General features: G+C 40.1%; 15 protein-coding genes. 9 read left to right on the forward strand and 6 right to left on the reverse strand.

The window, feature by feature from the left end; all coding sequences use genetic code 11:
* Nucleotides 1-393 precede the first annotated feature (393 nt).
* Nucleotides 394-1,383, reverse strand: coding sequence for an NTD biosynthesis operon transcriptional regulator NtdR (gene ntdR, locus AC0DBE_RS09545; RefSeq protein ID WP_079288647.1), 990 nt, complete (start codon nucleotides 1,381-1,383; stop codon nucleotides 394-396).
* Nucleotides 1,384-1,487: 104 nt separating this feature from the next.
* Here ntdR and ntdA point away from each other — a divergent pair, with 104 nt between their 5' ends.
* The 6 genes from ntdA (at nucleotide 1,488) to AC0DBE_RS09575 (ending at nucleotide 6,852) form a co-directional block, all read left to right on the forward strand.
* A complete protein-coding gene (gene ntdA / locus AC0DBE_RS09550; RefSeq protein WP_079288648.1) occupies nucleotides 1,488-2,813 on the forward strand; it encodes a 3-dehydro-glucose-6-phosphate--glutamate transaminase in 1,326 nt (441 codons plus the stop codon).
* Nucleotides 2,785-3,630 (forward strand): kanosamine-6-phosphate phosphatase, encoded by an 846-nt coding sequence (gene ntdB, locus AC0DBE_RS09555; RefSeq protein ID WP_079288649.1) that lies wholly within the window; start codon nucleotides 2,785-2,787, stop codon nucleotides 3,628-3,630. Before ntdA ends, ntdB begins: the two co-directional genes overlap by 29 nt.
* A 16-nt stretch (nucleotides 3,631-3,646) precedes the next feature.
* Nucleotides 3,647-4,699: a glucose-6-phosphate 3-dehydrogenase NdtC gene (ntdC, locus tag AC0DBE_RS09560; RefSeq protein WP_472961920.1), complete on the forward strand. Its 1,053-nt coding sequence runs from the start codon at nucleotides 3,647-3,649 to the stop codon at nucleotides 4,697-4,699.
* 71 nt (nucleotides 4,700-4,770) lie between these two features.
* Nucleotides 4,771-5,991: a glucose/mannose transporter GlcP gene (gene glcP, locus AC0DBE_RS09565; RefSeq protein ID WP_014113291.1), complete on the forward strand. Its 1,221-nt coding sequence runs from the start codon at nucleotides 4,771-4,773 to the stop codon at nucleotides 5,989-5,991.
* A gap of 326 nt (nucleotides 5,992-6,317) precedes the next feature.
* Nucleotides 6,318-6,533, forward strand: a complete 216-nt coding sequence (locus AC0DBE_RS09570; protein ID WP_472961922.1) for a hypothetical protein — start codon at nucleotides 6,318-6,320, stop codon at nucleotides 6,531-6,533.
* Nucleotides 6,534-6,654: 121 nt separating this feature from the next.
* Nucleotides 6,655-6,852 carry a hypothetical protein gene (locus AC0DBE_RS09575; protein ID WP_014113290.1) on the forward strand — a complete coding sequence of 66 codons (198 nt, stop codon included), beginning with the start codon at nucleotides 6,655-6,657 and terminating at the stop codon, nucleotides 6,850-6,852.
* A gap of 26 nt (nucleotides 6,853-6,878) precedes the next feature.
* Here AC0DBE_RS09575 and AC0DBE_RS09580 read toward each other — a convergent pair whose 3' ends face one another.
* The 4 genes from AC0DBE_RS09580 to AC0DBE_RS09595 all read right to left on the reverse strand — a co-directional run bounded on the left by AC0DBE_RS09580 (nucleotide 6,879) and on the right by AC0DBE_RS09595 (nucleotide 10,289).
* Nucleotides 6,879-7,406, reverse strand: a complete 528-nt coding sequence (locus AC0DBE_RS09580) for a MarR family transcriptional regulator (protein ID WP_014113289.1) — start codon at nucleotides 7,404-7,406, stop codon at nucleotides 6,879-6,881.
* Between the two features lie 76 nt (nucleotides 7,407-7,482).
* A complete protein-coding gene (locus AC0DBE_RS09585; RefSeq protein WP_080010120.1) occupies nucleotides 7,483-8,982 on the reverse strand; it encodes a monooxygenase in 1,500 nt (499 codons plus the stop codon).
* A 175-nt stretch (nucleotides 8,983-9,157) separates the two neighbouring features.
* Entirely contained in the window at nucleotides 9,158-9,664 is a 507-nt protein-coding gene (lepB, locus tag AC0DBE_RS09590) for a signal peptidase I (RefSeq protein ID WP_014113287.1), read from the reverse strand.
* Between the two features lies 1 nt (nucleotide 9,665).
* Nucleotides 9,666-10,289 carry a TVP38/TMEM64 family protein gene (locus AC0DBE_RS09595; RefSeq protein ID WP_014113286.1) on the reverse strand — a complete coding sequence of 208 codons (624 nt, stop codon included), beginning with the start codon at nucleotides 10,287-10,289 and terminating at the stop codon, nucleotides 9,666-9,668.
* A gap of 153 nt (nucleotides 10,290-10,442) precedes the next feature.
* On the opposite strand from AC0DBE_RS09595, the gene AC0DBE_RS09600 reads away from it, so the two are divergent.
* The 3 genes from AC0DBE_RS09600 to AC0DBE_RS09610 all read left to right on the forward strand — a co-directional run bounded on the left by AC0DBE_RS09600 (nucleotide 10,443) and on the right by AC0DBE_RS09610 (nucleotide 12,696).
* Nucleotides 10,443-10,805, forward strand: a complete 363-nt coding sequence (locus AC0DBE_RS09600) for a YhjD family protein (RefSeq protein ID WP_072183342.1) — start codon at nucleotides 10,443-10,445, stop codon at nucleotides 10,803-10,805.
* Nucleotides 10,806-11,029: 224 nt separating this feature from the next.
* Nucleotides 11,030-11,230: a DUF3311 domain-containing protein gene (locus AC0DBE_RS09605; protein WP_472961925.1), complete on the forward strand. Its 201-nt coding sequence runs from the start codon at nucleotides 11,030-11,032 to the stop codon at nucleotides 11,228-11,230.
* Complete coding sequence (locus AC0DBE_RS09610; protein WP_079288653.1) at nucleotides 11,227-12,696, forward strand: sodium:solute symporter family protein; 1,470 nt, start codon at nucleotides 11,227-11,229, stop codon at nucleotides 12,694-12,696. Before AC0DBE_RS09605 ends, AC0DBE_RS09610 begins: the two co-directional genes overlap by 4 nt.
* Before the next feature lie 42 nt (nucleotides 12,697-12,738).
* On the opposite strand, the gene AC0DBE_RS09615 is transcribed toward AC0DBE_RS09610, so the two are convergent.
* On the reverse strand, nucleotides 12,739-13,008 hold the full coding sequence (locus tag AC0DBE_RS09615; RefSeq protein ID WP_014113282.1) for an excalibur calcium-binding domain-containing protein: 270 nt from the start codon (nucleotides 13,006-13,008) through the stop codon (nucleotides 12,739-12,741).
* Between the last annotated feature and the right edge of the window lie 51 nt (nucleotides 13,009-13,059).

Here is a 13,059-nt window from a genome sequence, read left to right on the forward strand (position 1 = left end):
TTTGGCAGGGATAGTTAAAGAACTATCTACAAAGGTAGAGCAATTTCACACTTATTTAAATCTCATTTTGTTAGAAGTGATTCAAGGTTATGTACAAACTCAATATAACCAAAAAAACCATTCTTGCTTAATAGCATAGGATGGTTTTTTTATTGTATATGTCTGCTCATCCGCATTGCGGCACAAAATTTGTTTGATAAGAAAATCGATCAGATTTGAAGTGATACTACCAGAGGGCGAAAATGAAAGGCGAAGAAATAATTGACGACTTTGGTATAGGAGCATTTATGAGAGTTTCAAAAAACAGGCTTCCTGATTGAAAAAGAGGTTAAATATGAATAACCTCTTTTTCTATAAAAAAATATAAAATGATAAGGAAGTGAAAATCTATAGTTAAGTTGATTCTCTTATAATAAGACTTGTTGGCAGTTTAATAATGTTTCTGTTTAAAGAAGTGTTACCCGAAATATACTCGATTATTTTCAACACAGCCTGTTGACCTAATTCTATTATGGGAATATCAATTGTTGTTATGGTCGGAGTCACTACTTGGCAAATCAGTTGGTTGTCAAAACCAATGACAGCTAAGTCTTCTGGAACATGAAAGCCATTTTTTATCGCCTGTTTAATAATCCCTGCGGCGACTTGATCATTCCCTGTAAATATTGCTGAGGGTCTGTCCTTTAGATCCTTTATCTTATGAAAAACACGAAAACCATCCTCGATATTAAACATTTCGCCGAATATCCATTCGTTTCTATGATGTAAATTGTAATCTTGTAAAGCTTTCAAGTAACCCTCTTTCCTCTGACATTGAGCTTCGCTATATGGAGTATCAAAACAAAATCCAATTTTTTTATGTCCTCTTTCAATTAAATGCACTACCCCCATGTATGTAGCTTCAAATTCATCATACCCAATTATCGTGATGTCCGCTGAGTGATGATATTCATTACATAATAAGATAGGGCCATACTTTAAAAAAGGGGATATCTTATCCCATTCATTTTCTAAAGTTCCAAGAATAATACCATCAACTTCTTTGTGTTTCAATAACTCTAGTAATTCTATCTCTGTCTGTTTGTCATAAAAGGTTTGAAATACAATTACCTTGTAATTCTTAGACAGCGCTTCATGAGAGACCCCTTTTATTAATTGGGCAAAAAATGGATGGTCGATACTCGGAACCGATAAAGCTATCGTTTGTGTCTTATTTCTCCTAAAATTCCGAGCTAAATAATTGGGAGTGTAGTCAAGTTCGTTAATAGCCTTTAAGATCATATCTCTTTTTTCTTTCGACACATAAGGATGATTATTCAATACTCTTGATACTGTGGTTTTAGACACGTTGCATAATCTTGCTATTTCATCAATTGTAGGCATATTTTCCCTTCCTCAAAAAAGTTATTGACATGTTATCGGTTTCAGAAATTAGGATAAATTTGTATCAAATTTTCCAGATTATAAAATCATTGGAGGTACTGTTCATGCAAAAACAGGTTAGAGTTTCAGGTAAAAGCAAAGAAAACACGTTACTCCTAAAACACTTAAAAGGTGACGTGCAAGGAAAAGAACTTGTTATTGAAGACAGTATTGCAAACGAGCGATGGAAACAAGTATTAAAAGAAAATACAGATATTGAAAACGACCTTTTCAACTACCAAAAAAATCGTGAAATCAGTAAAGTCCCTTTTATGCCTGTAGACAGATTAATAACCAATGATGAAGTGGATGATATCTTAAATACATTAACGAAAGTTTTGCCAACTGGAAAATTTACTAGTGGTTCTTATTTAGAGCAATTCGAAAAAGTTTTATCTACATATTTACATAAAAGGTATGTAATTGCAACTAGCAGTGGAACGGATGCAATTATGATAGGATTATTGGCTTTAGGGTTAAACCGAGGGGATGAAGTTATCATGCCAGCTAATAGCTTTTCAGCTACTGAAAATGCTGTGTTAGCTTTGGGAGGCGTTCCTATCTATGTAGATATTAACCCACAAACATTCTGCATCGATCCTAACAAAATCGAGGAAGCAATAACTCCTTATACAAAGTTTATTCTACCTGTGCATTTATACGGAAAACATTCAGAAATGAAGCATATCCGTCAAATAGCAAATCGTTATCAATTGAAAGTAATTGAGGATGCTTGCCAAGGAATTGGACTGACAGACTTAGGAAAGCATGCAGACATAACTACATTAAGTTTTAATCCATATAAGAATTTTGGTGTATGTGGTAAGGCTGGGGCAATAGCAACTGATAATGAAGAACTCGCTAAAAAATGCATACAATTTAGTTATCATGGTTTTGAAGTAAATGTGAAAAATAAGAAAGTCATCAATTTTGGATTTAATTCAAAAATGGACAATTTACAGGCAGCAATTGGTTTAGAGAGAATGAAGTATCTTTCATTAAACAACTTCAAAAGACTATTCTTGGCGGATAGATACATTACTCAATTAGCAGAATTACAGAATAAAGGCCTTATTGAATTACCAGAATTAAGTGAAGATCATGTGTGGCATCTGTTTCCTATTAAGGTAAGAACAGAAGATAGGACAGATATCATGACTAAATTAAATGAAGATTTTGGTGTTCAAACAGATGTATATTATCCAATACTGTCTCATATGCAAAAAACTCCTTTAGTACAGGACAAGTATACAAAACTCCAATTGGTTCATACGGAAAAGGCTCATAGTCAGGTACTGCATTTGCCTTTATATCCGTCATTTACTTTAGAAGAACAAGACAGGGTAATGGAGGGACTGTTTCATGTTATTAAGCAAGAAGTCGGAGTATAAAACGTTATCCAAGGTTGAGCATCCTAAGTATATTGTTTTTTGTGATTTTGATGAAACGTATTTTCCGCATACAATCGACGAACAAAAACAACAAGACATTTATGAACTTGAAGACTATCTAGAACAAAAAAGTAAAGATGGGGAACTACTCATCGGATGGGTTACTGGGAGTAGTATAGAATCTATTCTCGATAAAATGGAACGAGGAAAATTTAGATATTTCCCGCATTTTATAGCTAGTGATCTTGGAACTGAAATTACGTACTTTTCAGAGCATAACTTCGGACAGCAAGATAATGAGTGGAACAGTCGTATAAATGAAGAGTTTAGTAAAGAAAAGATTGAAATACTTGTGAAACAGTTACATGAACATCATAACATTCTTTTGAATCCCCAAACTCAATTAGGAAAGTCACGGTATAAGCATAATTTTTATTATCAGGAACAAGATGAAATAAACGACAAGAAAAACCTATTAGCAATTGAAAAGATCTGCGAGGAATACGGAGTTTCAGTTAATATAAATCGCTGTAATCCCTTAGCAGGTGATCCAGAAGACAGCTATGATGTAGATTTTATACCTATGGGAACAGGAAAGAATGAAATTGTAAAGTTTATGTTAGAGAAACACAACCTAAATACCGAAAAAGCTATCGCATTTGGAGATAGCGGAAATGATGTTCGTATGTTACAGGCAGTAGGGAATGGATATCTACTAAAAAATGCAACACAAGAAGCCAAAAACTTGCACCAACTGATAACTGATAATGAGTACTCAAAAGGAATTACCAATACCTTAAAAAAATTAATTGGATAATCAGGAGGAAATAGATATGAAGAAGATTGGTATCATAGGTGCAGGTGGTATTGCAAGAGCGCATGCAACTGCTTTATCTACAATAAAAAATGCAGAGTTAGTTGGGGTGTATGACATCAATCAACAAAATGCGGAAAGCTTTGTGAAAACTTTCGGTGGAAAGACATATGAAAATGTAGATGAATTAATTGATGTCTCAGAAGGTGTAATTGTAGCATCACCAAACTTTTGCCATAAAGAACATGCTTTGCAAGCATTAGCAAAACATAAGCATGTATTGTGTGAAAAGCCTATGGCTATTTCTCTTGAGGAAGCAAGCATAATGAAAGATACTGCTGAAAGGTTAGGCGTAAGAGCTAGTATGGGATTTAATTATAGATATTTGTCTTACGTAAATATCTTAAAAAGCTTAATTATCAATAATGAACTAGGTAACATATTGTCCATAAAAGCACACTTCAAGAAAAATAGTGCAATTAGACGTAAGAAGTTTACTTGGAGAGATGACGCTAATAGTAAGAAGACTAGCGGGTCATTGGGGGATCTGGGTATTCACCTCATCGACATGGTATGGTATTTGTTTGAGAGTGATTTCATCACAGAATCAGTAAGGGCAAAGATGAACACAAATGTAAAAACAAAAGAGGATAAACAGGTACTTGTAGATGACTATGATGAAATTTATGGCCAACTGAAGAACAAGGTATTTGTAAATATCATCACATCAAAATGTTCTGTACCTGAAGACTGTGGTTTTAGCATTGAGGTAGTAGGACACAAAAAAGAGTTTAAATACCATACAGGCAATCCTCACGTTTACAAGCTCATAGATGGCTTGAACGTGGTAGACTGCCCAGTGCCGCAAAGCCTATTAAGCGATCCGCCAAACGAATTTTATGGTTGGGCTGATTCTTTTAGAAGCGAGTTAATCAATTGGATTGCATCAACTCAGAAAGATTGGGTTGAAATCCCTTCTTTTAACGATGGTTTTAGATCTCAGGAAGTATTAGAAATGTTCTTTGAGAAAGATAGCAACTCTCAAACAATGTCTGTTTTAGCAGTCAACTAGTATTTCGAAGAGATAAGTTACTGAAAAAGCAGGAATTTATTTTCCTGCTTTTTCATATAGGGGTGTAATGAATGTTAAGAGGAACATATTTATTTGGATATGCTTTCTTTTTTACAGTAGGTATAATCCATATATCAACAGGGAGTTTGACACCATTTCTATTAGAGTCTTTTAACAAGACAACAGATGATATTTCGGTCATCATTTTCTTTCAATTTACCGGATTCCTAAGCGGAGTATTAATCGCACCGTTAATGATTAAGAAATACAGTCACTTTAGGACACTTACTTTAGCTTTGACAATAATGCTTGTAGCGTTAAGTATCTTTTTTCTAACTAAGGATTGGTATTATATTGTTGTAATGGCTTTTCTCTTAGGATATGGAGCAGGTACATTAGAAACGACAGTTGGTTCCTTTGTTATTGCTAATTTCGAAAGTAATGCAGAAAAAATGAGTAAGTTGGAAGTCCTCTTTGGATTAGGCGCTTTAACTTTCCCATTATTAATTAATTCCTTCATCAATATCAATAACTGGTTTTTACCGTATTACTGCATATTCACCTTTTTGTTTGTCCTATTAGGAGGATGGTTAATTTTCTTATCCAAGAACCGAAAGTACGCTAAGAAGGCTAACCAGCAAGTGACCTTGCCAAATGTAGGAGCATTCCAATACTTTATAGGAGATAGAAAAAAATCAAAGCAATTAGGTTTTTTTGTATTTTTCGCTTTCCTATATGCTGGTATTGAAACAAATTTCGCCAACTTTTTGCCTTCAATCATGATAAACCAAGACAATGAACAAATCAGTCTTATCAGTGTCTCCTTTTTCTGGGTAGGGATCATCATAGGAAGAATACTGATTGGTTTAGTAAGCAGAAGGCTTGATTTTTCTAAGTACCTCCTATTTAGTTGCAGTTGTTTAATTGTTTTATTGATCGCCTTCTCTTATATAAGTAACCCAATACTTCAATTGGGTGGCACATTTTTAATTGGTCTAAGTATAGCGGGCATATTTCCCATTGCTTTAACACTAGCATCTATCATTATTCAGAAGTACGTTGACGAAGTTACAAGTTTATTTATAGCTTCGGCAAGTTTCGGAGGAGCAATCATCTCTTTCTTAATTGGATGGAGTTTAAATCATGATACGATCTTATTAACCATGGGAATATTTACAACTATGGCAGTCATTCTAGTAGGTATTTCTGTAAAGATTAGGAGAACTAAAACAGAAGACCCCATTTCACTTGAAAGCACAGCTTCAAAAACACATGTAAATGAAAGATACTAATAGACATATCGTAAGTAAGAAGAGGACTTAATGTCCTCTTTTTACTTTTCAAATAAAAATAAAACAAATGAATGAATTGAGGTAAATACATGTACAAATTTATATATATAGAAGATACATTGAGTGAAAAAGATCAGTGGTTCCGATTATGAGAAAGTCAAATTACAAGTTACTTGGGTATTCTAGAGATCTCTGACCAATTTCAGAATAGGTTGATTCATAACGTATTGTTGGATGGTACGGCATCTCTGCAGAAGATATTGGCAAGTTAACAACAGACTTAGCTGAGAAATGACAGGGTCTATTAAGTGAGGGTACGAAAATTTATGCGTGAAAATGAAACAAGTATTACATTTGTTGATTCTATGGGAGTATTAGCCGAAATAGAAAGTGAGACATTCCCCCCCCAAGAGGAAATAAAAGGACTAAATGGGTGGCTTGCTACAGACGGTCTTTCCTTGTTTATATGGAAAAACAGTGTTTTAGCAAGGGAGATAGTAGATGATAGAAGTGGGCAGAGTTATCTGAAAACGTATCTGTAAAAAAACAATTCTAAAATTCCCTCGAAATATTTTGAGAGCATCAAAAGCCAAAGAGCAAATTTTGAGATGAACCGAAGATGCATGTAAACTAAAGGGAAATCCTAAAATTAATAGGGGCGATATGATGAAAAAGATTATTAAAGGAAGTTTGCTGCGCGACAATCCCGAGAAGGCAATGCACTTATATTATGGAATATGTTTAGGAATCTGGCTGATTTATAATTTGGTGACATCCGGCTCCCCTGGACTGCCGCTTATGATTTTAGCCGGAGGAAATCTGATTTACGTTACAATCTTGAAAAAGAAAGAAGAAACGTGAAAAACACGCACCTCAGTGCGTGTTTTTTATTTAAAAACGTTGTGAAGACCCTCTTCCATTTCTTCTGATGACGGATACCACTTTGTCACCAGATCCCGAAACAGCCGTTCCGCAAAAAGAATCTCTTCCTCTGTATATCGGTCAAAAAATGACAGAAAACGCTGTTCGACCTTCTGGTGATAATATTTGTGCAAACTGTGCAGTTTTTTTCCGGCCGGCGTCAATCGGAAGTAGACCTCCTTTTTGTTATCGCTGAGCTGTGTTCTGTGAAGGAAGCCTGCGCCGAGCAATTTTGTGCTGATGCGCGATACAGTCGCTTTTGTCGTATTCATTTTTTCTGCAATAGACGTGACATTGATTGGTTCATTGTCCCCAACACAAGAAAGAACATGAATTTCTGTCATCGACAATTGAGATTTACTCCCGTGCTCGGCATCCAACTTCTTCAATTCGTCAGACAAAAAGGCTTTAATGAGCCCCTCCCACTTCTCCTGCTGATGAATGAGCTCCGCATATAATTCAAAAATATTGCGTTTCGTATGATCTGTATTCATCGGGTTTTCCATCCTTTTTCATTCGATTGTTTCTTCTATCATACCGTTTTGTTACAGATGAAACAATCGAATTGAGCTACACCCGGCTGGCAACGGAAATCCAGCGGCTGACCCCTGCTTGAATCACTTCGGCACAATCGGGCTCCGATGCCCCCACTGCCCAGGCAACATGTCCATCAGGGCGAATCAAAATCGTATGCACGTCCCGCAACTTTTCATTCGGTTCTGCAAGCGAGGCGTTTACCGTACGTAAGCCTTTTAATCGACTATGATCACAAGCCTCCTGTGTCAGCGATAACAAAACAAATGTCCCGTTATGGAGACAGCTGTACAGCCGTTCCGAACTGCCGTCTGAAAGAATCAGCTCCATATCAGGAAGCCTTGACCCGTTCAAACGATGCGGCGGCATGTTAGGATCAGCTTCATACCTGACATCGAGCGCAGAAATTTGTCCCGCTACATATCGATTCACTTCAGGGAAGGCGAGCAGTTCCGACATCATACTTCGCAAATGGAGGCCTGCTTGATTGAAATCAAACAGCTTTGTTTGTGCCTCTGTGTTCCTCAGGAGCCCTTCAGCAGCTGGGTGCCGTTCCTTATGGTAGCTGTCCAAAAGCCATGAAGGTGCAACGCCCTTGACGGCCGCCGCCAGCTTCCATCCAAGGTTCATTGCATCCTGTAGGCCAACATTCAGCCCTTGGCCGCCCGCTGGAAAATGAATATGCGCCGCATCCCCAGCGAGAAAGATTCTGTCGTCCCGATACCACTTCGCTTGGCGCGCGGCGTTCCCGAACCGCGACATCCAAGAAGGCTCGGTTAAACCGAAGTCAGTTCCGCAAATTCGTGCGAGATCAGCTTTCAGCTCCTCCTCAGTGACAGGCACATCTTTCGGCGTCTGCGTGCGATAAGGGCTGATCACGACGATACGGTATTGGTCCGGAGAGAGTGGAACAATCATGACACCGCCCTCTTTTGTGCAAAGGGACAGCACTCCTGACGGCGGCGGAGAAAGGAGCGCCACATCTCCAAGCGCAGCGGTGACAGTGCTGTCTGTTCCTGGAAACTCAATTCCAGCCTGTTTCCGGACGGTACTTCCTGCTCCATCGGCACCAACGACAAACATGCTCGTGATCGTCCGCAGACTGCCGCCCCGATCCTTAAAAATCGTTTGCGTCTCTGTCCCGTTTTGCGTAACCGACAATGCCTCTGCCCCTCGAAACACCTCTGCTCCCAGGCTTCGCGCATGTTCCTCAAGCAGCTGCTCTGTTTTGGCCTGCGGAAGCAAAAGCGTGTAAGGACAGCTCGTATCCAAGCCTGAAAAATCAAGACGGGTATCCAGCATCGAAAAGTGCCCGGAAGGTATCTTGCTTCCTTTGGATACGAAACGTTCCAACAGCCCTCTCATCTCAAGGAGCTCCAACGTCCGGGGATGGAGGGTCAACGCCTTGGAATGCGGAACAGGCTTTTCAAGGCGCTCAATCACACATGTTTTCACCCCGGCCATCGCAAGCTCGGAAGCCAGCATGAATCCGACCGGCCCTCCCCCTATAATCACTGCTTCTACATTCATCTTAATCACTCCTTTTGTTTCATACAAAACGAACAAAAACCAATAAAATAAACGAAAAACTAAAACCATTTTCATTTTTTGTTACACACGTAACAATTTAAATTATATCCTCTTACAAATTTTTCTTCAACACATTTTTCCAAACCAGCACAAAAAAGACGCCTCTTCAATTGGCGTCTTTTTATTCAGCATCAGAGATAACACCGACAATATTTTTTTCTCTTATCGGACCAAAGTGCCGGCTGTCGAAGCTGTATATGCGATTATCTCCAACAACAAAATATTGTCCTTTCGGCACTTTGCTTGTTCCTGTCACATCTTTCAAGGTAAAATCACCCGTTACATGGCTTCCGGCAGAAACTGATTTCAAATGCTTCAAAAATGGTTCAGCAACCTGCTTTCCGTTCACATACAGCTGATCATCTTTATATTTGATCGATTCACCAGGCAAGCCGATTACCCGCTTAATCAGCACTTTTTGATCAGGGCCTTTAAAAAGGACAATATCAAAACGATGGATGGTTTTAAATCGATGTGAGAATTTATTGACCAACAGTTCGTTTCCTTCCTGAAAGGTCGGGTTCATACTGACGCCTTCTACCTTGTAATCAATAAAGACGGCATTTTTAACCTGAATGGCGAGAACAACGGACACTACACCGGCAAGAAACCAAAACCGTTTTTTCATGTTACTGTCTCCCTCCATCATGCTCACGCTGACTGGCTCTCACATGCAGGTACCGCTCTACCTTTTTGCCGACATACCATAAGATAGTGATCACCAATACAGCAATGACCGTTCGAATCGGCTGTGTAATCAGTGCGTGCAGATCATATCCGATGAAGCTGATCATAAAAATCATGACAAGCTTCCCCGAAGCTGCCGCCAAAATAAACGGCCGCGTTCCGATCCTCGACAAACCGGCAACAACATTCACCGCGGCTGACGGTGTAAACGGAAAACAAAGCAGAAGAAACATGGGACCGAAGCCGTGCCTCTCCACCCATAACATCAGCTTTCTGACCGAAGGATGACTGCGGATAAAACCAAGCAATCTTCTCTGTCCGTATTGACGGACAATCAAAAATACGAGAATAGATCCAGCAGTTGATCCCGCCCAAGACAGGATGAATCCTTCCCACAGACCAAACGAGTTTGTATTTGCCACCACAAACACGATCAGCGGCAAAAACGGGAGAAATGCTTCAATTAAAGGCAGCAGCACAGCAATAAGCGGACCGAAAGCCCTATAGCTTTGAAATAATTCAGTTAAATGTTCTTGTGTGAAATAGGATAAAAAATGCTCCAACATTTATACTCCTTACCGGGTTTGTCTATCCTTATTCTACACATTATCAGCAGAAAACTAAAAAGTTTTGGCGATTTTTTCTGTCTTGAAACATTTCACCAGCCGATATAGAATACAAATAGAACAAACGTTCCCATTAGAAAGAAGGAGTCAGCAATGCCGAATCTGCAGGAGGAAATATACGAATTAATTGAACGGGCTCTCTTTTTGCCCATGGCCATTACGATTTTTAATCGTGATCTCGCCGGAATTGAGCAAAGCACATTAAAATTGAAGCATCCTTATAAACAGCTTATCAGCGAATCATTAAAAATAGCACAAAAGGATTTGATGGAGGTCAGAAAAGAGCTGAGGAAAAGAAAAATTGCGATACACGAGGCGGAACGCGATGAGGCCTTTACGCTTTATGTATTTGTGATCGATGGTTATGAAGAAAAGCACCGCTATTTTAATCCGCGAATTCGGGAGCAGGTCAGCGAATTATTAACATTCTATTTATTTGCCCCGGACAGGCCATGAGTCTTTTGAATCATTATGTACTCTCCCAAGATTGCCCGCTCCCTCTTCGGGCAATTCCAACAATAAATTTCAGACAATTCCCACTATACAAACAAAATAAATTTATTTATAATTCGAACCACAACCTTTCACCCCAAAAAATGACATGTGCCGCCATATCTGCGACATCATTTTCAGTACGCTTGGGCTTGCACACCCCAATCCTAAAAGAGAAGGAGGATTCTATGAAACTGATTCACGTTCTCGCCGCTTTGCCCTTTATCGGAATTTTACTCGGCATCCCTTTTGCAAATAAAGTGACTCCCTATGTGTTCCGCATGCCGTTTATTCTTGCCTATATCGTGATGTGGGCTCTTTTGACCTCTGCGTTGATGGCGATTGTGTATGTCCTCGATAACGAAAATAAAAAGGAGGAAGCAGAATGAACGCAGCTCTCATCATCATTTTCGGCGTCCTGCTTTTGAGTATTTTTCTCGGCATACGCGCCCAAAAAGGAAAAGATATGAACCTTGAGCAGTGGACGGTCGGAGGCCGCGGCTTCGGAACCGTATTCGTGTTCTTATTGATGGCAGGCGAAATTTATACCACATTTACGTTTCTCGGCGGAAGCGGCTGGGCCTACGGCAAAGGCGGACCGGCCTTTTACATCATCGCCTACGGATGCCTGGCTTACATCCTTTCTTATTGGCTTCTGCCGGCGGTTTGGACGTACGCGAAACAGCATAAGCTGATGTCACAGTCTGATTTTTTCACCAAAAAATATAACAGTCCGCTGCTTGGCGTGCTCGTTTCACTGGTCGGCATCGCCGCGCTCATTCCGTATCTTGTGCTGCAGCTGAAAGGCCTCGGGCTGATTGTATCGGAAACATCGTACGGCAAAATCTCTCCGACCGCCGCCATCTGGATCGGCGCCATTTCGATCACGGTTTACGTTATGGTATCCGGCATTCACGGGTCTGCCTGGATATCGGTTGTGAAAGACATCATGATTTTGGTTGTCGTTCTGTTTTTAGGTGTGTATTTGCCAATTCATTACTACGGCGGCTTTCAAGACATGTTTCAGCAGATTGAAACGGCAAATCCGGGCTTTCTTACGCTTCCCGAAACGGGGCAAAGTGCGGCCTGGTTCAGTTCAACCGTGCTCTTGACAGCACTTGGGTTTTACATGTGGCCTCATACGTTTTCCGCTTCGTATTCAGCCGAAAACCCAAAAGTCTTTCGCAAAAACGCCATCATCATGCCTTTATACCAGCTGGTCCTGCTCTTCGTCCTTTTCGTCGGCTTTGCGGCTATCCTGCAAGTTCCTGGTCTGAAAGGCGCAGACGGGGATCTATCGCTTTTGAGACTGTCACTGCAAACATTTGACCCTTGGTTTGTCGGGATTATCGGTGCCGCCGGACTGCTGACAGCGCTTGTGCCGGGGTCTATGATCTTAATGTCTGCCTCCACGCTGTTTGCAAAAAATGTGTACAAAGTGTTCGCGCCCCGCACGACAGAACAGCAAGTATCGGTGCTTGCTAAGTTTTTAGTGCCGGTGATCGCGCTGGTTTCGGTGTACTTTACCTTCAAGGGCGGGAATACCATCGTTACGCTGTTATTGATGGGCTACAGCCTTGTCACACAATTATTTCCGGCCCTGCTGTTCAGCCTGTTCAAGCATAATATGGTGACGAAGCAGGGAGCCTTTGCCGGCATCATTACAGGTGTCGGAGCGGTTTCTTATATTACATTGACGGAAACGACGATCAGCACTTTATTTCCCGCGCTGCCTCAAGCAGCAAAAGACTTAAATGTCGGCATAGTCGCCCTGCTTTTGAATATTACCGTCATGGTAGCTGTAAGCTTTGCGACAAGAAAAACGAAAAGTGCTGCGGCTGATCAGGCGGCATAAATCATAAAAAAGCAATCTGGACATCAGATTGCTTTTTCTTGTTTAACGTTCGCAGGCGATATAATCTTTGTCGCGGTCTTTCTTTTTATTGGCATCATAAAGCGCCTTAGAGACATAAGGCTTGTACTTTGTTTTTCCGCCTTTGTTTTTCACCTTCGACGTGCGGGCCACCCCGCCTTTGTATACTTTGTTTAACTCCTTGCAATTCTTATAGACCTTCACCTTTGTTTTGGCTTCCGCCACATGGTCAGATCCATATGAAAAACCGAAAACGAGACCGAGTGACAGCAAAACCGCAGCCGCTTTTTTCATGACGTTACACTCCCCCTTATATCCAATATTTAGTTGATTTATAGCCCGAAT

It is taken from the genome of Bacillus sp. VA15, assembly GCF_055721145.1.

Coding starts and splice junctions, on each gene's coding strand:
- glcP (WP_014113291.1), top strand. CDS start 4,771: ATGTTAAGAGGAACATATTTATTTGGATATGCTTTCTTTTTTACAGTA.
- AC0DBE_RS09600 (WP_072183342.1), top strand. CDS start 10,443: ATGCCGAATCTGCAGGAGGAAATATACGAATTAATTGAACGGGCTCTC.
- AC0DBE_RS09570 (WP_472961922.1), top strand. CDS start 6,318: ATGCGTGAAAATGAAACAAGTATTACATTTGTTGATTCTATGGGAGTA.
- AC0DBE_RS09580 (WP_014113289.1), bottom strand. CDS start 7,406: ATGAATACAGATCATACGAAACGCAATATTTTTGAATTATATGCGGAG.
- AC0DBE_RS09595 (WP_014113286.1), bottom strand. CDS start 10,289: ATGTTGGAGCATTTTTTATCCTATTTCACACAAGAACATTTAACTGAA.
- AC0DBE_RS09615 (WP_014113282.1), bottom strand. CDS start 13,008: ATGAAAAAAGCGGCTGCGGTTTTGCTGTCACTCGGTCTCGTTTTCGGT.
- AC0DBE_RS09575 (WP_014113290.1), top strand. CDS start 6,655: ATGATGAAAAAGATTATTAAAGGAAGTTTGCTGCGCGACAATCCCGAG.
- lepB (WP_014113287.1), bottom strand. CDS start 9,664: ATGAAAAAACGGTTTTGGTTTCTTGCCGGTGTAGTGTCCGTTGTTCTC.
- AC0DBE_RS09605 (WP_472961925.1), top strand. CDS start 11,030: ATGAAACTGATTCACGTTCTCGCCGCTTTGCCCTTTATCGGAATTTTA.
- ntdA (WP_079288648.1), top strand. CDS start 1,488: ATGCAAAAACAGGTTAGAGTTTCAGGTAAAAGCAAAGAAAACACGTTA.
- ntdB (WP_079288649.1), top strand. CDS start 2,785: ATGTTATTAAGCAAGAAGTCGGAGTATAAAACGTTATCCAAGGTTGAG.
- AC0DBE_RS09610 (WP_079288653.1), top strand. CDS start 11,227: ATGAACGCAGCTCTCATCATCATTTTCGGCGTCCTGCTTTTGAGTATT.
- ntdR (WP_079288647.1), bottom strand. CDS start 1,383: ATGCCTACAATTGATGAAATAGCAAGATTATGCAACGTGTCTAAAACC.
- ntdC (WP_472961920.1), top strand. CDS start 3,647: ATGAAGAAGATTGGTATCATAGGTGCAGGTGGTATTGCAAGAGCGCAT.